17 protein-coding genes are annotated in these 18,355 nt (G+C 36.6%); 8 read left to right on the top strand and 9 right to left on the bottom strand.

The window, feature by feature from the left end; genetic code table 11:
• Positions 1-2 precede the first annotated feature (2 nt).
• The 6 genes from CINF_RS04960 to CINF_RS04935 all read right to left on the bottom strand — a co-directional run bounded on the left by CINF_RS04960 (position 3) and on the right by CINF_RS04935 (position 5,203).
• Positions 3-620, bottom strand: coding sequence for a DNA polymerase III subunit delta' (locus CINF_RS04960; RefSeq protein WP_179974705.1), 618 nt, complete (start codon positions 618-620; stop codon positions 3-5).
• Positions 620-1,171: a HobA family DNA replication regulator gene (locus CINF_RS04955; RefSeq protein ID WP_240156094.1), complete on the bottom strand. Its 552-nt coding sequence runs from the start codon at positions 1,169-1,171 to the stop codon at positions 620-622. The genes CINF_RS04960 and CINF_RS04955 overlap by 1 nt, the downstream gene beginning before the upstream one ends.
• Complete coding sequence (locus CINF_RS04950; RefSeq protein WP_178695310.1) at positions 1,168-2,376, bottom strand: aspartate kinase; 1,209 nt, start codon at positions 2,374-2,376, stop codon at positions 1,168-1,170. Before CINF_RS04950 ends, CINF_RS04955 begins: the two co-directional genes overlap by 4 nt.
• Positions 2,377-2,428: 52 nt before the next feature.
• A complete protein-coding gene (locus CINF_RS04945) occupies positions 2,429-2,893 on the bottom strand; it encodes an RNA pyrophosphohydrolase (protein ID WP_179974704.1) in 465 nt (154 codons plus the stop codon).
• A 127-nt stretch (positions 2,894-3,020) separates the two neighbouring features.
• Positions 3,021-3,788 carry a MetQ/NlpA family ABC transporter substrate-binding protein gene (locus CINF_RS04940; protein ID WP_178695308.1) on the bottom strand — a complete coding sequence of 256 codons (768 nt, stop codon included), beginning with the start codon at positions 3,786-3,788 and terminating at the stop codon, positions 3,021-3,023.
• 116 nt (positions 3,789-3,904) lie between these two features.
• On the bottom strand, positions 3,905-5,203 hold the full coding sequence (locus CINF_RS04935; protein WP_179974703.1) for an ArsS family sensor histidine kinase: 1,299 nt from the start codon (positions 5,201-5,203) through the stop codon (positions 3,905-3,907).
• Positions 5,204-5,353: 150 nt separating this feature from the next.
• Here CINF_RS04935 and CINF_RS04930 point away from each other — a divergent pair, with 150 nt between their 5' ends.
• From CINF_RS04930 to CINF_RS04915, 4 genes are all read left to right on the top strand, one after another.
• Positions 5,354-6,064: an amino acid ABC transporter permease gene (locus tag CINF_RS04930; protein WP_179974702.1), complete on the top strand. Its 711-nt coding sequence runs from the start codon at positions 5,354-5,356 to the stop codon at positions 6,062-6,064.
• Positions 6,057-6,788, top strand: a complete 732-nt coding sequence (locus tag CINF_RS04925; RefSeq protein WP_179974701.1) for an amino acid ABC transporter ATP-binding protein — start codon at positions 6,057-6,059, stop codon at positions 6,786-6,788. Before CINF_RS04930 ends, CINF_RS04925 begins: the two co-directional genes overlap by 8 nt.
• A 9-nt stretch (positions 6,789-6,797) precedes the next feature.
• Entirely contained in the window at positions 6,798-7,520 is a 723-nt protein-coding gene (locus CINF_RS04920; RefSeq protein ID WP_179974700.1) for a transporter substrate-binding domain-containing protein, read from the top strand.
• Between the two features lie 118 nt (positions 7,521-7,638).
• On the top strand, positions 7,639-8,523 hold the full coding sequence (locus CINF_RS04915) for a DMT family transporter (RefSeq protein ID WP_179974699.1): 885 nt from the start codon (positions 7,639-7,641) through the stop codon (positions 8,521-8,523).
• A 922-nt stretch (positions 8,524-9,445) separates the two neighbouring features.
• Here CINF_RS04915 and CINF_RS04910 read toward each other — a convergent pair.
• Together CINF_RS04910 and CINF_RS04905 are read right to left on the bottom strand one after the other, a co-directional pair.
• Positions 9,446-9,925 (bottom strand): type II secretion system protein, encoded by a 480-nt coding sequence (locus CINF_RS04910; RefSeq protein ID WP_179974698.1) that lies wholly within the window; start codon positions 9,923-9,925, stop codon positions 9,446-9,448.
• 1,586 nt (positions 9,926-11,511) lie between these two features.
• Positions 11,512-13,305, bottom strand: a complete 1,794-nt coding sequence (locus tag CINF_RS04905) for a biotin attachment protein (protein ID WP_179974697.1) — start codon at positions 13,303-13,305, stop codon at positions 11,512-11,514.
• Positions 13,306-13,453: 148 nt separating this feature from the next.
• On the opposite strand from CINF_RS04905, the gene CINF_RS04900 reads away from it, so the two are divergent.
• Positions 13,454-14,002, top strand: a complete 549-nt coding sequence (locus CINF_RS04900; RefSeq protein ID WP_179974696.1) for an SCO family protein — start codon at positions 13,454-13,456, stop codon at positions 14,000-14,002.
• Between the two features lie 128 nt (positions 14,003-14,130).
• Here the strand turns inward: CINF_RS04900 and lnt are convergent, their stop codons facing one another.
• A complete protein-coding gene (lnt, locus tag CINF_RS04895; protein WP_476695827.1) occupies positions 14,131-15,372 on the bottom strand; it encodes an apolipoprotein N-acyltransferase in 1,242 nt (413 codons plus the stop codon).
• Here lnt and yajC point away from each other — a divergent pair.
• Genes yajC through secF form a run of 3 tightly spaced genes read left to right on the top strand, consistent with a single transcriptional unit; the run spans position 15,348 to position 18,218 of the window.
• Positions 15,348-15,653, top strand: a complete 306-nt coding sequence (gene yajC, locus CINF_RS04890) for a preprotein translocase subunit YajC (RefSeq protein WP_178696148.1) — start codon at positions 15,348-15,350, stop codon at positions 15,651-15,653. The two genes, lnt and yajC, sit on opposite strands and share 25 nt — an antisense overlap.
• Positions 15,650-17,257 carry a protein translocase subunit SecD gene (gene secD, locus CINF_RS04885; RefSeq protein WP_179974694.1) on the top strand — a complete coding sequence of 536 codons (1,608 nt, stop codon included), beginning with the start codon at positions 15,650-15,652 and terminating at the stop codon, positions 17,255-17,257. Before yajC ends, secD begins: the two co-directional genes overlap by 4 nt.
• Positions 17,244-18,218 (top strand): protein translocase subunit SecF, encoded by a 975-nt coding sequence (gene secF / locus CINF_RS04880; protein WP_179974693.1) that lies wholly within the window; start codon positions 17,244-17,246, stop codon positions 18,216-18,218. The genes secD and secF overlap by 14 nt, the downstream gene beginning before the upstream one ends.
• The last annotated feature ends 137 nt before the right edge of the window (positions 18,219-18,355 follow it).

Below are 18,355 nucleotides of genomic sequence, written 5' to 3'. Positions count from 1 at the left end.
GATTATTTTTGCTTTTGTAAGATTAAAAGTAATAATGGCGTTAGGATATTTGCTATTTTGGTGTTTGTAGCGCAGAGGATGTAGAGTTTATTAAAGTATTCTAAATCGCTTTGGTTAAATTTTAATCCGCTTTGTAAGGCTTCAATTATTATGCTTTTTAAAAGGCTTAAAAGCTCGTTTTTGCCGTATTCTCCGCTTTTTTCAAGTGCGCTTATGCGCTCTATGAAATTATATGCGCTTTTAAAATCAAGCCTGGCTAGGTTTAGCCCTGTTTGGATGCGTATTTGTGGGCTTTTGCGGGTTTGGAGCATTAGCCTTGAACGCACGGTTGGGAGTAATAAATTTTTAGCTGGCGATACTATCACAAAAATAATATTTTTTGGCGGTTCTTCAAGGATTTTTAATAAGGCATTTTGAAATTCCACGCCAAATTTTAAAGCAAAAATCGCCACGACTTTTTGGCTATATTCAGCAATATAAGCTTGGGCTATGATTTCTTTTGCGTTGTCTATTGTAGCTTGGGCTCCAAAATCAAAAATTTTTAAATTTTCGCCCGCTTGCTTGCTTAATTCATCTTTAATCGCATCAAAATCGTTTGATATTATAATTTTAGAGCGCATTATAAACTTACGCGTCCAAGTAAAATTTCACTTAAACTTTTATCAAAAAGCTTAAAAAGTGATAAGAGTTTGATGTCTAAAAAATTATCTTGCGAGTTTAGATAAAAGCTATTTTGTGCTTGCTCATCAAAAAGCCACATATAGCTATTATTGCTACTTTTAGCGATTAAAGATAGCTTTGAGCTGCCCTTGCCTACATAAAAATACATATAGCCATTTGGAAAACTAATGCTTAGCATATCTTGTAAAAGTGCTAGTTCGTCTTTGATATTTATCTCATTGATGCGTGGATATAGCGAATGTAATGATATAAACGGCAAAAACGGGCGCGCAAGGTTAGCTTTATTAATATTTAGCAAAAAATATTTTTCAAACCATTCGCGCTCTTCATCGCAAATTAGCACAAAACTAGCGCCATTTAAAAAATACCGCAAACGAAGTCCTAAAAGTCCTACCCATTCGCTGCGGCGCTCTTCTAGCCATTTCATTGTGATGCCATCAAAATCACTGCTTCTAATAGCATCAAGGGTCCAATTGCTTAGATTCATCACGCATCAAGCTCATAGGCATTGTGTAGGGCGCGCACGGCTAGTTCGCCGTATTTTGCGGCTACGATGATAGAAATTTTAATCTCGCTTGTAGAGATCATTTCTATATTTATGCCTTCATTTGCTAAAGTGCTAAATGCCTTGCTAGCTACACCGCTATGGCTTTTCATACCAACGCCAACTATGCTAACCTTTACTATATCAGCTTCGATTTCTACACTAGATGCTAAGCCATCTACTACTTGCTTTGCTAGATCCATTTCGTTTTCTGGCACGGTAAAGCCTAGCGTTGTGGTACCATCAGCCTTGCTGGTATTTTGGATAATCATATCTACATTTATATTTTTGCTTGCTAATTTACTAAATATCTCAGCTGCTACGCCTGGCTTATCTACTACACCACGCAAGGTTACGCGCGCTTGATTTTTGTCTAATGCGATACCGCTTATTACTACATCTTCCATATTTTGCATATTATTTTCTCCTGTAATTAGTGTGCCTTCATTGTGATTAAAGCTTGAACGGGTAATTAAATTTACATTTAGTTTTTTGGCTAGCTCTACGCTACGATTTTGCAATACCTTAGCACCCATACTAGCTAGCTCTAACATCTCATCATAGCTGATTTTATCTAGCTTTTTGGCCTTTGGTTCGATTCTTGGGTCGGTTGTATAAACCCCATCTACATCGGTGTAAATTTCGCATAAATCAGCCTTTAAAGCCCCCGCAACTGCCACTGCTGAAAGATCTGAGCCGCCACGCCCAAGAGTAGTTACCTCGCCATCTTCATTTACGCCTTGAAAACCAGCGATTACTACGATTTTATCATCATCTAGGGCTGTTTGGATATTTTTTGTGTGTATGCGTTTTATGCGCGCTTTTGTAGCACTTGCATCGGTGATTATACCGGCATTGCGCCCGCTCATGGCTATTGCTTTATATCCCATTGTGTTTAAAGCTATGGATAAAAGCGAGCTAGTTATGCGCTCACCAGCACTTAAAAGCATATCCATATCCTTGCTTTGTGGCGCGTTTTTACTAAAAAACTCAGCATATTCTATCAAGCGATTTGTAACCCCGCTCATAGCCGATACTATCACCACTAAGCTATGTCCTGCGTTTTTGCTCTCAATTACGCGTTTAGCTACTTCTTGTATCCTCTCAAGCGTTCCAACGCTTGTGCCGCCGTATTTTTGCACTATTAGCATAAAAATCCTTTCTTATGATGTAAATATAAAATGGCAAATTTTATATTTGGTATTACAAATAACCTTTATCTTTGAAATACTTTAAAACCTTCATATACACGCCTTTTTTAAAGCTATTTACGATTTTTTCGATTTCATCAACCCTAACGAAGCAATATTCATCAAATTCTGGTTTTGGTGTGTTTATGTTTATGGTTGCGCCAGGTTTTAAGCGCACGAGAAAATATTTTTGGTTTTGCCCGTCAAATTTCATTTTTTTAGCTAAATTTACTGGAAAATCATAGCTTAGCCATTGTGGGTATTGTGAAATAATCTCTACATCATTTGTGCCGATTTCTTCTTTTAACTCCCTAAACATCGCATCTTCTGGACTTTCATTTTCATCAATGCCACCTTGGGGAAATTGCCAAGCGCCTTTTATATCGCTTCTTTGGGCAATTAATAATTTACACTCAAAAGGATATGTAGGCGCAAGCACGATGATAGCGACATTTGGTCTGTAATTTTTTTCTTGCATTTGCTTGCCTAAAATTTTTGGGCAATACTACAAAATTTGCGTTTAAAATTTCATAAAATTTAGTAAGGGTTGTGCTATTAAACTAGCTAGCTTGATAGCTTAGCGCATTTAATAGCAGAAGTAAATTTTAAAAGCTTGGGATTACTGCGCCTTGATATTTTTGCTTAATAAAATCCTTAGCTTTTTGTGAGGTTATGGCGTTTTTAAGCGCTGTGGTTTTTGCGGTATTTTCATCGCCTGCGCGAACGGCTAGAATGTTTGAGTATGGATTGTTTTGTGCGTTTTCTATGATTAGAGCGTCATTTAGCGGGTTTAAATTAGCATTTAGGGCGAAATTTGAGTTAATTACAGCCAAATCAACTTCGCTTAATGCTCGCGGTAAAGTAGCGCCTTCAAGCTCGACAAAAACAAGCTTTTTAGGATTATCGATTATATCAATAGGCGTGCGAAGTTTTACATTTTCATTAAGTTTTATTAGCCCTGCGCTTGCAAGCACATCAAGGGCGCGACTTTCGTTGGTTGGATCATTTGGGATAGCGATTTTTGCGCCATTTGCTAGTTCGTTTATGTTTTTTATTTTAGTGCTATATGCGCCCATTGGCTCTAAATGCACGCTTGCTACTGCGTTGATTTTTGTGCCGTTGTTTGCGTTAAACTCGCGCAAATATGGCTCATGTTGCATAAAATTTGCGTCTAAATCTTTTTCATCTAAGGCCTTATTTGGCAAGACATAATCATTAAATTCTTTAATCACTAAATCATAGCCTTGTGCTTTTAGCTCCGGCGTTATTGCTTCTAAAATTTCAGCATGCGGGACGGGCGTTGCGCCAACTACGATGTTTTCAGCCAAAGCCAAGCTAGAACTTAGCAAAGCACAGAGTAAGAATTTTTTCATAAGTTCTCCTTAAAAAAGTGCCTAATTATGTAAGAAATTTTATAATATCAAGTAAATATAAGGTAATTTTTAAAATTTAGTAGAATTTATTATTATTTCACATTTTTTAAAATATACTATTTTACCTGATTATTATCAAAAAGCACATAAAAGACATTTTTGCCATCGATATATTCATAATGCAAGCTAAAATTATGCGCTTTTAATATATTATCCACAATATAAAGCCCAAGCCCAAAACCATCTTTATATGGTGTTTGGCTTGCGTGTTTGGCTGAGCTGTCATTAAAATTTTGTGTGTTTTTAGGGTTTTTATTTTCTTGAGTGAAAGGCTGTGTGTAGTAGCTTAATTCGTGCTTTAAAGGCTGTGCGCGACTTAAAAAGCTGACTTTATTTTGCGTGGCAATTATTTGGATTTTATGATCTGTGGCATATTTTATGCCATTGTCTATTATGTTTTTAAAAGCCACGCTAAGCAATCTAAAATCAGCCTTAATGCTTATATTTTCATCACAAATCAGCATTACTAAGCTATCATCACACATGGCTAGCTGCTTGGCTTCATCTAAAATAGAGCGCAAATCCATCACGCTCGCATCGATATTTGCAAAGCCTGCGCTAGCTTGTTCGATAGCAGCAAATTCATTTATCAACTGCTCCAAACGCTCAAATACCTTAATCAAACGCTCTTGGTATTTATCTTGTGGGATCATTTCAGCTGTAATGCGTCCTTTGGTAATTGGCGTTTTTAGCTCATGCATAATATTGCGCAAAAATAGCGTTCTGCTATGATTTAGCACCTTTATTTGCCTTACAGCCTTATAGAAAGCATCGGCAACCTCGCTTATTTCATCATTACCTGTGCTTGTGTTTGCTATGTTTAAATCCCCGCTAGCAAATTTATTTATTTGGCGTTTTAGCTTTCTAAGTGGTTTTATTTTGCGAATTACAAAAATATAAGTCATTAAAAGAATAAGAAAAACTAAGGAAAATATAAGCGTGATTATATCGTATCTGTAAGGTTGAAAAGTATCATCAAAAAGCAAATGCTCTTCGCCTGTATGCGTGGTTAAAAGCAAATAATAACGCTTTTTATAGTATAAAATCGCGCCGCTGCCTATATCGCGCTCTATTTTTTCTATGATTTGGGCTTGGGTTTTTATTTGCTCTTTTAAAATTTCATTATCAATTTCTGGCATCGCAATGCCTTCTACTTGCTCTTCGTATTCATTTGTGGTGATATAGCCATTTAATTTCATTAACATTGCGTTTGTTACTACTGAATATTTTGTGTTTAGCTCTCTGGTGTAGTTTTGCTGGTCGTATTCTTTAAGCCATAAAAACGCTAAAAATATAGCCGTGCTTGCAAGCCCAAAAATAAAAGTTATAGAATAAAAAATAGATGAAAAACGCATTTTTTGCCTTAAAAAATCTGCCATTATAGCAAAAATTGTGCGCGCAAAGTAGCTAAGAGTATATTAAAATTTATAAAATTTTAAAAAATCTTACATTAAATTTAGCTACTTATTTGTATAATACCGCCCCAAATCTCACAAGGCTAATAATTGAAAAAAATTTTTAATGCTAAATTGATATTTGCTCTTGTAATAATCATACTTGGCGCGTATTTTACCTTTCCTTATGAAATCACTCTAGCGCAAAAAAGCGCATATTTTAATGCTTATTTAATGACACTTAAACTAACCCTTGGTGGTATCGGCATAGGCATAGTTTTAGGCTTTTTGCTAGCCTTTTTAAAATTTTTACAAATTAAAGCTTTAAATTTTATCATTGATGAATATATCGATATTATTCGTGGCACGCCCGTGCTTTTACAGCTTATGATTTTTGCTTTTGTGATAATGGCAAGTGTGAGCGATAATTTATGGGCGGCGATAGTAGCACTTGGGTTAAATAGCTCAGCTTATGTAGCAGAAATAGTCCGTAGTGGCGTAAATAGCGTAGATCGCGGGCAAATGGAGGCTGCGCGCGCGATGGGCTTAGGATATGCTACTAGTATGAAAGAAATCATTTTCCCCCAAGCCATTAAAAATATCTTGCCAGCCCTTGCAAATGAGTTTATATCGTTATTTAAAGAAACATCAGTGGTTGGATTGATTGGCATTTTTGATTTAACAATGCAAAGCAAAAGCTTACAAGCTACGCTTTTTAGCCCTGAGCCGATTTTGTTTGCTGGGGTTGTGTATTATGCTAGTGTTAAGATTTTTTCAACCCTTGCAAAATTGCTTGAAAGGCGATTAAACCGCAATGATTAAGATAGAAAATTTACACAAAAATTATGGACAATTAGAAGTTTTAAAGGGCATTAATTGTGAGTTTAAAAAGGGCGAAGTTGTAGCAATTATTGGCCCAAGTGGTAGTGGTAAAAGCACTTTTTTGCGTTGTATAAATGCGCTTGAAAGTGCTAGTAGCGGGCATATTTATATTGATGGCGTAGATATTACGGCAAAAACTTGTGATATAAATAAAATTCGCGCAAAAATTTCTATGGTTTTTCAGCATTTTAATCTTTTTGCAAATAAATCCGTGCTTGAAAATTTAACCCTTGCGCCCATAAAAACAGGCCTAATGGGTAAAGACGAGGCCAAAGAACACGCCCTAAATCTACTCAAAAAAGTCGGCCTAAAAGATAAAGCTAGTGTTTATCCCCATAAGCTCTCAGGCGGGCAAAAGCAAAGAGTAGCCATAGCAAGAGCGCTTGCGATGAACCCGCAAGCGATTTTATTTGATGAGCCTACAAGCGCGCTAGATCCTGAGATGATAGGCGAGGTGCTTTCATTGATAAAAGATGTGGCAAATGAAGGTATGAGTATGCTTGTAGTAACGCATGAGATGGGTTTTGCTAAAAATGTATCAAATAGATTGATATTTATGGACGGCGGATATATAGCTAGCGATTGCTCGCCGCATACGGCATTTGGAGATAATCCGCCACACCCTAGACTAAGGGAATTTTTAAATAAAATACTAAATCACTAAGGAGTAAAAATGAAAAAATTTTTCGCAGGTTTGGGCATTGTTGCTTTAATGTTTAGCGCAAATGCTAAGGAATTAAAATTTGGTTTAAATGCTGAATATCCGCCTTTTGAATATATAGATCAAAATAACAATATAGCAGGTTTTGATGTGGATTTAATTAACGAATTAGGCAAGAGATTAGGCTTTGAAGTTAAGCTTGCGAATATGGGCTTTGACGCGCTTATACCAGCACTTAGCACCGGCAAAATCAACGCCATTATCTCAGCTATGAGCGCAACTACTCAGCGCAAAAAAGCAGTAGATTTTACAAATCCTTATTTTATAACACAAAATTTATACATCAAAAAAGCTACGAACACGCAAATAAATAATAAAAACGATTTAAAAAATAAAAAAGTTTGCGTTCAAATCGGCACCGTCCAAGAACTAGCCTCTACAAAGCTTGCGGGCGTTAAAACTAATGTAAATGAAACAATCGCTACTTGTATAATGGCACTAAAATCTGGCAAGATCGATGTCGTGCTGGTTGATAAATTAGTTGGTATGGAGTATTTGAAAAAAAATGCTGATTTGGTGCAGTTTTTTGAAGAACCAGATGGTAGCGAGGGTATGTCAATTGGCTTTGAAAACAACAAGCACACCGAGCTAATTGCTAAAATTAACGCCGAGCTTGAAAAAATGAAAAGTGATGGCAGTTATGATAAGCTTATGCAAAAACATGGGCTTAAATAATCTTTAAGTTTATAAATTTTAAACGCGCTATTAATTTTTAAGGCTTTCAATCAGCCTTAAAGCGCGCTATATTCTAGTTTAATAAAATTATTCTTTCAAAATTTTAAAGGCATTTTTTATGTTTTCACCATTTTTAATGCGCCATCTTAGTATTTATTATATGCTTATTGCTTGCTTTTATTTTGCCTTAGTTGGTGCTGCTTCAAAGATTTTAAGCGAGCAAATAAATAGCGTTGAGATCGTGTTTTTTCGTAATTTAATCGGGCTAATAATAGTGCTTTTTGCCTTTAAAAAATTACATCATTTTGGCGCAGGCGGGCATTTTGGCTTGCTGGTTTTTAGGGGCATTAGTGGGGCGCTTGGCTTGCTTTGCTTTTTTTATAATATCGCAAATATCGACCTTGGCACGGCTTTTACCTTTCAAAAAACAGCACCGATTTTCATTTGTATTTTTTCAGCAATTTTGCTTAAAGAAAAATTAAGCCAATTAAGCTGGATTGCGATATTTTTAGGATTTGCGGGCATTTTATTTATTATGCGGCCTAGCATAAATGGGCTTGATATAAATCACATTATAGGGCTTTTTGGCGGGATTTTTGCCGGTATGGCGATGACTAGCGTTCATGAGCTACGCAAATTTTATTCTACTGCGCAAATTGTGCTTTCTTTTATGTTTTGTGGCGTGGCGGTGATGGGGGCTTTGCTCGTGGCTGGGAGCTTTGGCTTGATGCAATTTGGCGATTTTTCTTATAAAAATCCTAACGCTTTTGGCTGGGTTTTAGTCGCTGTGGTGGGACTTTGTGGGTATTATTATCAAATTTATATGACAAAGGCTTACTCTGCTAGCAAAAAAGCTGGCATTCCAGCAGCCATAAGCTATTTTGATATCGCATTTGGCGTACTTTTTGGCGTGTTGCTAGGCGATAGTTTGCCAAATGCTTTTGTAATGCTTGGCATCGTTATAATCATAATTAGCGGACTTTTAATCGCTAAGCAAAAATAAGGCAAATTTTAAAATTTTGTTTTGTTAGTTTTTTATTTTAAACTCCGCACGGATTTTGAAAAATTTTATTAATTTTTTTTGTAGTGTTTTATGCGCGGTTTTATTTTTAAAATTTGCTTTTTTTTATTTTAAATTCTGCACGGATGTTTTAAAATTAATTTTTACAATCAGCATTTTTGATTTTAAAATTTTCGTGTTTATTTTAAAATTGTGTTTTTTTATTTTAAACTTCGCACGGATTTTTTTAAAAATTTTAATTATTTTTTTACTATCTTAAATTATATGCGGATTTTAAAATTTTAAAATTTTGATTATTTTTTTTGTGCGGTTATTTTTTAAAATTTTAATTATTTTTACTATTTTAAATTCTGCACGGATTTTTTAAATGTTGAAATTTTCGTATTTATTTTAAATTTTAAATTTATGATTTTGCGCTTTTGATTTAATGCTTTATCGAGTGTTTTTTTGTTTGCGCCATTCGCGCGCCTGTTTTTGCTCCCGTTTTGCGCACTAATCTGCCACGCCATATTTTACGCCACACACACCACTTTTTTTGCGCCCGCTCGACACACTCTTAGCCACACGCTTTTACGCTCCACGCTAAACCGCCAAGCCAAATGCGCCAGCCACGCGTTTTTTTGTTCGCACGCCCACGCGCCAAGCCACTTAAACGCCACGCGCTAAATCCCTTGCCACACTCTTAGCCGTGCTTTTTTACGCCACGCATGCCACGCGTTTTTTGTGAGTTTTGCTTTTTTTATTTTAAATTCCGCGCAGATTTTGAAAAATATTTTTGAAATTTTAAAATTTAAAGATTTTGAAAATTAGAATTTAAAGAATAAGAATAAAAACCCCTTGAAATTTTTAGAATTTCAAGGGGTGAATTAAAATTTAATTAAACCAAAAGTTTGTTAAAATTTTATTACCAAGTTATGCCACCTGAGCCACCGATTTGGATTTTGCAATCGCCATTAATGCTTTCGTTTGTTCCTTTACCGCACATTTGTTTAATGCCTGAAAGACCTTTTAATGTCTTGCAGGCTTGGTCGGTGCCTTCAAATTTTAAGGTAATTTCTACTTTATCGCTTGCATTTGGAGCGGGGTTTTGGGTGGTAGTAGGTAGCTCTATTTTTGCACATTTTGTGCCTTTCATGTGAAGCTCGCCATTTTTTGTAAGTGCGTTAGTAATTTTATCAAAATTACTTTTAGCATTGCTTGAAAACTTACCCTTCGCCGTATAATACGCCGTAATATCACTCACCGCCGTGGTTAAGTTTGTCGCCGCCTTTGCCACCTCTGCATCATCTCTTGTAGCTGCTAGTCTTGGAATCGCCACTGACGCCAAAACACCTAAAATTACGATAACAAATATTAACTCAATCATCGTAAAACCTTTTCTCATCGAAAACTCCTTGTGTTGAAATCCTAAGCAAACGCTAGCCCTATGATTGAGATTTTTGGAGTAAGCCACCGTCTGCTTAGTGCCTGCTTCAAGCAAGCGCAAGAATTATAGGGGGGTTAAACTAAGCTTAAATTACATAAAGTTTTTTTAAAAAAAAATTTCAATTTTTTAAAAAATTTTAATAAATTTCTTTAAAATTTGGTAAATGTATTATAAATTTCAATACTTTTTTGCTTTATAAATTCTCTAAATTTTATAAAGTCTTTAAAATTTTGTGATTTTACATTTTTTAAATTCTATCAATTCTTTAAAAATTTTTTGGTGAAGTGTGCTTTCTAAATTCTCTAAATTCTCTAAATTCTTTAAAATTTGGCGTAGGTTGGGTTGGTTTTGGGTTTAGTTTGTGATTGTGCGGTGAGAATAAAGAGCGTGCGGTTTTGCTATTTAGCGTGGCGCAAATGGCTAGCGGAGTAAGGCGCGCGCGGGTGGGTGGTTTGGGCGCGTGTTTGTGTGTTCGCGGAGTTTGTGGATTGCGAATTGTGGATTATATTTTTTTGGCACGCATTGAGAATAGAATAGCGGGGCGCACGCGTTGCGGGCGGATTAAAAAGTAATTTTAAAATTTGTGTGTGGTTGAGAATTTGGCGCGTGGGTTAAAAATTGAATTTTAAAATTTGGGCGTTTGGCGGATAACAATTTGCGTGGCGCGTGGTTAAAATTTGGCGGATTTATGAATGAAATTTTAAAATTTTATTTTGGCTAGGAATTTGCAGGTGCGCGGGTTTGTGATGTTTTGAATGAAATAAAATTTTAAAATTTTATTTTGGCTAAGAATTTGGCGCGCGCGTTCTGGGTGGTTTGGGTGTTGCGACTGTGTGGCTGAGAATTTGTCGTGGGTTTAAAATTTGGGTGTTAGTTTGTGTGAGTTTTAACAAAATTAAAATTTTAAAATTTCATTTTGGCTAAGAATTTGGCGCGAAATTTTAATGGCGTGGCGGGCGGTTTGGCTAGCTGTGTGCGCGCACGCGGGTTTTATAAAGGCGGGGCTAATTTGGGTTTTTAGTGCGTGGTTTAAAAATTAAATTTTAAGATTTGGTTTTGGTGGATAAAAATATGCGTGGCGCGGGTTTAAAATTTGGCAGATTTGTTGAATGAAATTTGAAAATTTGTTTTTTTTTTTTTTGGATTTTGGTTGAGAATTTAGCGTGGGTTTTATCAAAGCGGGGTGCGGGTTTAAAATTTGGTGAATTTATGAATGAAATTTTAAAATTTTGGTGTTTTGGCGGATAAAAATTTGAGTGGCGTGGGTTTGTGGTGTTTTGAACGAATTTAACATTTTAAAATTTCATTTTGGCTAAGAATTTGGCGTGTGGATTAAAAGAAAATTTTAAAATTTTGGGTTTTTTGCGCGTGGATTAAAAAGAAAATTTTAAAATTTACGCGTTAAAGTGAGCTAGATAATAACTTGCTTTGCGCTAATTTATTGAAGTTATTTTAATCTCTTTAAAAAGCAAAATGTAAAAGTGGATTAGAGAAAATCCACTTTAAATTAAGTAAATTTTAAAATTTAAGGTATTAAAATTTAATTATTTTAATCTTACCAAAACATCGCCTGTGCTGACATTTGCGCCTTTATTGATTAGCACTTCTTCTACTTGGCCATCTTTTGGGCTTTCTATGGCAATTTCCATTTTCATCGCTTCTAACACGATTAATTGCTGGCCGGTTATTACTTTATCGCCTGGTGCTACTAGCACTTTAAAGACGCTGCCGCTCATAGAGGCGCAAATCTCGTTTTCATTGGCGTTTTGGCTGGTTTTTGTGCTACTTGGTTTTTTGCTAGCTGGCGTGCTATCGTCTATGCTGATATTTACATTATATTTACTACCATTTACGCTGATTTCATCGCCATCAAGGGCTACATGGTATTTGTTGCCATTTACATTTATGATGTATTTACCATCGTTTGCGCTTGCGTTTTTGCGCACCATTACTTTGGCGTTGCCTTTTAAGAAATCTAGTCCTTTTTGAGCACAAGCTGCTACTATAAATAAATTTTCATCGCTAGTTTCTAGGCCATTTTCTTGTAATTGTTTTTTGATGGTTGAGAGTGATTTTGCTGGGTCTTCGTCTGCTAGGTCGATGGCTGGGCGAGTTGTTGGGGCTAGGTTTAGTTGCTCGCTTGCTATTTTGATGATTTGCTCATCTGGCTTAACTGGTGTGGTGCCAAAGTAGCCCAAAACCATTCTGCCATAGCCATCGGCGATTTTTTTCCACTTGCCAAACATTACATTGTTAAAGGCTTGTTGGAAGTAAAATTGACTTACAGGCGTTACGCTCGTGCCAAAGCCGCCTTTTTCTACAACCTCGCGCATAGCTTTGATAACTTCTGGAAATTTGTCTAAAATGTTATTATCTCTCATCATTTGGGTGTTTGCGGTGAGTGCGCCGCCTGGCATCGGCGAAAAAGGTATGAGCGGGCTTACCATAGTGGCTTCTGGGGGCAAGAAATAGTCTTTCAAGCAGTCTTTAAGCACCTCTTCATAGACAAGAATTTTTTCCTCATCAAGCCCGCCTAAATCATAGTTTTTGCCCTTTACGGCGTGGAGCATTGTGAGTATGTCAGGCTGGCTCGTGCCACCACTTACGGGGCTTGCGGCTAAGTCTATGCCATCAGCCCCTGCTTCAAGGGCTGCTAAATAGCAAGCCACGCTCACGCCAGCCGTTTCGTGCGTATGCAGGCGAATGTGCGTGTTTTGGGGCAGATTTTTACGCGCCATTTTTATGGTGTCATAGATTTTTTGCGGGCTACTTGTGCCACTAGCATCTTTAAAGCACACGCTATCAAAGGCGATGCCAGCATTTAAAATTTGGCGAAGGATTTTTTCATAAAATGCTGCATCGTGCGCGCCTGTGCAATTTGGCGGTAAATCCATCATCGTAACTACCACCTCATGGCTTAATCCGTGAGCTTTAATGCGCTCACCGCTGTATTCTAAATTTTTAACATCATTTAGCGCGTCAAAATTTCTAATAATATCTGTGTTATGCTTGGCAAACATTTTTGCGTGCAAGTCGATTATTTCGCGGCTACCAGTATCTAGGGTAACTGTATTTACACCGCGTGCTAAGGTCTGTAAGCGTGCATCTTTGCCAGCTGCTTCTCTAAAAGCATCCATCATAGCAAAGGCATCCTCGTTAAGGTAGAAATAAAGGCTTTGAAATCTCGCCCCTCCGCCAAACTCAAAATGCGTTATACCCGCATCTCGCGCAGCTTGTACTGCTGGTAAAAAATCCTTTAATAAAACCCTAGCACCAAAGACGGATTGAAAGCCATCTCTAAATGTCGTATCCATCACATCGATGTATTTTTTAGCCATTGTAGCCCCTTTTGAAAAATTTGCGAAGTTTAGCGAAAAATTACTACAAATTGCATTAAAATTTTTTAAAAAACTGCGTAATTTTGCTACAATCTGGGCTATTTTTTTAAAGTATAATTCTTAAAATTTTAAAATTTAAGGGCAAAAAATGAAAAAAATCGTGCTTTTTGGAGCTGTGCTTATAGTGGCGTTAGCGATGTTTTTGGCTGTTGGTTACGAGATGAAAGTAGCTAGGTATGATTTTAAGGGTCAAAGCGTGGATAAAAATGTGAGCATGCAAGATTTTGATGGCTTTTTTAAGGTGGTTTATTTTGGGTATATGTTTTGCCCTGATGTTTGTCCTACAACGCTTGCGATGGTATCAAGCGCGCTAGAAGAACTTGATGTAAAAGATGTTAAAATTTTATTTTTTACCGTTGATTTGGAGCGCGATGATATAAAAAGTTGTGATGAATTTGCCAAATATTTTTATCAAAATGCGCTTTGTATTCGCGTAAATGATGAAAATAAGCTAAAAAAAATGGTAAAAAATTATGGCGCAAAATATGAAATAAGCAAGGCAAATAATGAATACATCGTGGCGCATTCGCCTTTTATTTATTTGCTTGATGAAAAAGGGCGCTTTATTAAAGAAGTAACAAACCTAACATATGAAAATCTCAAAAACGAGCTAGCACAGCTAAAAAGGGCTAAATAAGATTATTTGCGCCTTAGCAAAAAAGCTAAGCTTTGAAATTTTAGGTTTAAAATTTAGGTGTAAAAAAAGCTAAGCTTTGAAATTTTAGGTTTAAAATTTCAAACAAGCTTAAAATTTTAATGCCGATTTTAGCGTAATATCTGGCTTTGTGAGCCATTTGCGCTGTGGTAGATTAGGGTGGAGTTTTTGCGCGCATAATACCTTAATAATAATTTTTGTAAAACTGCTTGCGTTGATGGCTTAAACCACGCGTTATTGCTAATTAGAGCTAGAATTTCTGGCTTGCTTTCATAAAATTCTGGCCTTGTGCCCTCATAACAAATCGCCACACGCATACTAACGCCGTCTATTTGAATGTTTTCTGGCATTTTAGCACTAGCAAAATCGCTAGCGCCAGCAAAAAATTTAGCATTTATAAAATCTCGCATAAAATTTGGCAAAGGAATTTGCTCGCCAAAAGGCACTAAAATATATTTATCAATGCGCTTAAACGCGCCTTTATCATAAAAAAATGCCGAATTATAATTTAAGTTTTTATCAAAACCTATCGCGCCCGCTAAAATCGCTATTTTTTGGGATTTTTCGAGTAAAATTTTATGCAAAGTGGAATTAGATGAGAGCGAAAAAGCAAAGGTGGTTTCAGGCAAAATCACCAATCTTGCGTTTTGGGATATTGCTTGATCTATGGCGTTTAGATTGGCTTTTATTATGCTGGCTCTTGCGCTTTTGCTCCATTTTTCTTTTTGGCTAAATTGCGGTGGGTTTAAATATACTTTAAATGGCGTTATTTTCGTGCTTGGCTTGCCTATTAGAATGCTTTGAAGGGGCGTGTTTAAAAAAGGCAGGCTAAAATTTAGCCAGTTAAAGCCAAAAGGGTGGATAAATTGCGCACAAAATAAAGCCACGCTTAAAAATATTATTTTTAAGAGCTTTTGAAATTTTAATTTTAAAATTTTAATACTAATTATATAAAAAATTTTAAAAATCAAAAAACAAAATGCAAAAATAATCCCATATAAGCACGCTATGGCAATGATTTCAAATGGTATCAGCCAAGCAAGTTCAAAATAAATTAAGCTATAAGCAATCCAGTAAAACCAAAAAATGCCTATAAAAAATCCGCCCCAAAACCAAGTGCTAGCATTTGGATTGCGCGTTATCATACAAACAAATCCTATTATAAATAAAGCGCAAGCAAAACTAGCTACAAAATCATAAAAACGCCCAAAATCAGCTTCAAATAAAGCAAAAAATATAAAAGCACTCATCAAAAGCGCATTTATAAAGCCTATTTTTATAAATTCTAAGCTAAAATGCGCCCTTAAATTTTTTTTAAAGGACACAAATGCAAGGGGATTTTTTAAGCTCATTTTTACCTCTGATCGTGCTTTTTGCGATATTTTGGTTTTTGGTTATTAGACCTCAGCAAGTGCAACAAAAAAAGCACAAAGCTATGGTAGATGCCTTAGAAAAAGGCGATAAAATCATCACAAATGGCGGGATAATCTGCGAGGTGCTAAAACCAGAAGAGGATTTTATCAAAGTTAAGCTTAATGATGAAGTGGTTGTGCGCTTAGATAGAGCTTTTGTGGCTAAAAAATACGAGCCGTTAAATACCCAGAGCAAAGAAGCTGAAAGCAAACTTAAATGATAAAAGGTAAAATCGGCTATAAGCTAGTGGTGCTGATTGTCGCGGCACTTTTTGGCTTTGGGCTTAGCGCGCCCTCGTTTTTTAATATGCAAAATGGCCCTAAAATTACGCTAGGGCTTGATTTGCAAGGTGGTTTGCATATGCTTTTGGGCGTAGAAACTGATGTTGCAATTGAGAGCAAGATAAAATCCATAGCTTCAAGCATTCGCTATTTTTCTAACAAAAATGATATTTTGATTGACGGATTAAAAGTAAATGATGGTTATGTGCGTTTTAGCTTACTAGATAGCGATGATGAGCCTAAAATAGATGAAATGCTAAGGCAAATAACTGGCTTAAAAATAGAAAAAAAAGCCCTAAATTACGAGCTTTGGCTAAGCGATGAAGAAAAAATAAGCACGGCTAATTACGCCTTAGAGCAGGCTGTGGAGGTTATCCGAAATCGCTTGGATTTATTTGGCTTGGCTGAGCCAACAGTGGCTAAGCAAGGCAGTGAAAATATTTTAGTAGAATTGCCAGGCATTAAAAGTGCCGATGATGAACGCAGGGCGCTTGATTTGATAGAAAAAGCAGCACACTTGCAATTAATGGCATTAGATGAAGAGCGTCAAAGTATGGCAAGCACGCTAAGCCCAAAAGAAGCTAGCCAATACGGCGATGTGATTTACCAAGATGCCAAAGATCCGCAAATAAAATACCTTATAAAAGAATTAGCCGTGCTTGATGGCTCTATGCTAACTGATGCGCGCGTGGCTTTTGATCCACAAAACAACCAGCCTATTATAAATTTTAGTTTAAATGCTGAGGGCGCGCGTATTTTTGGGGATTTTACGGGCGCAAATGTGGGCAAGCGTTTGGCTATCGTGCTTGATAAAAAGGTGTATTCAGCCCCTGTGATAAATGAGCGCATAGGTGGTGGTAGCGGGCAAATCAGCGGTGGATTTAGCGTTGAAGAAGCCCATGATGTAGCGATTGCGTTGCGTTCTGGTGCGTTATTAGCCCCTGTAAAAATGCTAGAAAAACGCTCTGTTGGGCCAAGTTTAGGACAGCAAAGCATAGAACAAAGTATGCTAGCTTTGATTAGCGGTGCGATTTTGGTTATAGCTTTTATGGTTGTAGTTTATGGATTAGCCGGCGTGATAGCAAATATCGCCCTTGTGGTAAATATTTTAATGCTAATAGCGATTATGGCGTTATTTGGTGCTACTTTAACCCTGCCTGGTATGGCTGGTATTTTGCTAACTGTGGGTATGGCTGTGGATGCAAATGTGATTATAAATGAGCGCATTAGAGAGCTTTTGCGAAGTGGGCTTAGCATAAAAACTAGCATACAAAAAGGCTATGAAAATGCAATGAGCGCGATTGTGGATTCTAATTTAACCACTCTTATAACCTCAGTTGCCTTATATGCTTATGGCACCGGGCCTATCAAGGGTTTTGCAGTAACTATTAGCATAGGCATAATTGCTTCTATGATTACAGCTATTTTAGGCACGCATGGCATTTTTGATTTAATAGGCGATAAAATTCAAAAATCAGGCAATACAAAATTATGGTTTGGCTATAAAATAAAAGCAAAAGGATGCAACAATGCAAGTATTTGATTCATCGCGCATTTATGCTTTTATGCGTTATAAAATGGTGTATTTTACACTCTCAGCCTTGCTTGTTTTAGCTAGCATTTTTTGCCTTGCTACTAGGGGGCTAAATTACGGCATAGACTTTGCTGGCGGGACTTTGGTGCAAGTAAAATACACAAATGCCAATGCGCCTATTGAGCAAATTAGAGAAGCATTAAATGCTAATGAAATAACAAAAGGTGCTTCTGTTACGGAGTTTGGCGGTAAAGATGAGGTGGTGATTCGCTACACAAATACTAGTGATGATGTAAGTTCTGATCCGGCTTTGTTTGTGGGCAATTTATTAAAAAATACAGGCTCATTAGAGGTGCGCCGTGTGGATGTAGTAGGGCCAAAAGTAGGCGCTGAGCTAAGACAAAAGGGCATAATGGCATTAAGTGTTTCTATTGTGCTAATTTTAATATATGTGGCTTTTCGTTTTGAGTGGCGTTTTGGCATAGCAGCTATTATTTCACAAGCGCACGATATTATAATAGCACTTGGGGTTATTTCATTTTTGCGCCTTGATGTAAATCTTGATACTCTTGCGGCCTTGCTTACGATTTTAGGATATTCGCTAAATGATACTATAATAGTATTTGACCGCATTAGAGAAGGTGTAACAGACTCAAAATCTAATGATTTAAATAAAAATATCGATGAGAGCATTTCAGCCACACTTTCGCGCACCTTTATGACCTCTGTATCTACGCTTTTAGCGGTGCTTACTTTGTTTTTCTTTGGCGGAGATATGATTCATGGCTTTTCTATTATTATGATAGTGGGCATTGTAGTAGGCACGGCTAGTTCTATATTTATAGCAGCGCCTAGCCTTGTGTGGTTTGGTTTTGATATTAGCAGATACAGAGCGCATTTAGCAGACAAACAGCGCAAAAAAGCTGAAAAAGAAAAATTGCGTGCATTATATGAAAAAGGCAGTGTGTAAGCGCATAAAAGCCGTGAGCTTAGATTAAAATTTTATAAAATTAAATGAAATTTTAATCTAAAAAGCGCGATTTTTTGGTATTTTGGCTAGGCTTTGCTGCATGGGTAGGGCTTTAAAGTATAATTAAAATTTTAATT

This window comes from Candidatus Campylobacter infans (assembly GCF_013416015.1).
GTDB lineage: Bacteria > Campylobacterota > Campylobacteria > Campylobacterales > Campylobacteraceae > Campylobacter > Campylobacter infans.
The sequence above is the reverse complement of the archived record's forward strand: the minus strand, read 5'-3'. Positions and strand labels throughout refer to the sequence as shown.

Bases quoted from the DNA above. Each gene is read 5' to 3' on its own strand.
- CINF_RS04960 (WP_179974705.1), bottom strand. From the start codon at position 620: ATGCGCTCTAAAATTATAATATCAAACGATTTTGATGCGATTAAAGAT.
- CINF_RS04950 (WP_178695310.1), bottom strand. From the start codon at position 2,376: ATGCTAATAGTGCAAAAATACGGCGGCACAAGCGTTGGAACGCTTGAG.
- CINF_RS04945 (WP_179974704.1), bottom strand. From the start codon at position 2,893: ATGCAAGAAAAAAATTACAGACCAAATGTCGCTATCATCGTGCTTGCG.
- CINF_RS04940 (WP_178695308.1), bottom strand. From the start codon at position 3,788: ATGAAAAAATTCTTACTCTGTGCTTTGCTAAGTTCTAGCTTGGCTTTG.
- CINF_RS04935 (WP_179974703.1), bottom strand. From the start codon at position 5,203: ATGCGTTTTTCATCTATTTTTTATTCTATAACTTTTATTTTTGGGCTT.
- CINF_RS04925 (WP_179974701.1), top strand. From the start codon at position 6,057: ATGATTAAGATAGAAAATTTACACAAAAATTATGGACAATTAGAAGTT.
- CINF_RS04920 (WP_179974700.1), top strand. From the start codon at position 6,798: ATGAAAAAATTTTTCGCAGGTTTGGGCATTGTTGCTTTAATGTTTAGC.
- CINF_RS04915 (WP_179974699.1), top strand. From the start codon at position 7,639: ATGTTTTCACCATTTTTAATGCGCCATCTTAGTATTTATTATATGCTT.
- CINF_RS04910 (WP_179974698.1), bottom strand. From the start codon at position 9,925: ATGAGAAAAGGTTTTACGATGATTGAGTTAATATTTGTTATCGTAATT.
- CINF_RS04905 (WP_179974697.1), bottom strand. From the start codon at position 13,305: ATGGCTAAAAAATACATCGATGTGATGGATACGACATTTAGAGATGGC.
- CINF_RS04900 (WP_179974696.1), top strand. From the start codon at position 13,454: ATGAAAAAAATCGTGCTTTTTGGAGCTGTGCTTATAGTGGCGTTAGCG.
- yajC (WP_178696148.1), top strand. From the start codon at position 15,348: ATGCAAGGGGATTTTTTAAGCTCATTTTTACCTCTGATCGTGCTTTTT.
- lnt (WP_476695827.1), bottom strand. From the start codon at position 15,372: ATGAGCTTAAAAAATCCCCTTGCATTTGTGTCCTTTAAAAAAAATTTA.
- secD (WP_179974694.1), top strand. From the start codon at position 15,650: ATGATAAAAGGTAAAATCGGCTATAAGCTAGTGGTGCTGATTGTCGCG.
- secF (WP_179974693.1), top strand. From the start codon at position 17,244: ATGCAAGTATTTGATTCATCGCGCATTTATGCTTTTATGCGTTATAAA.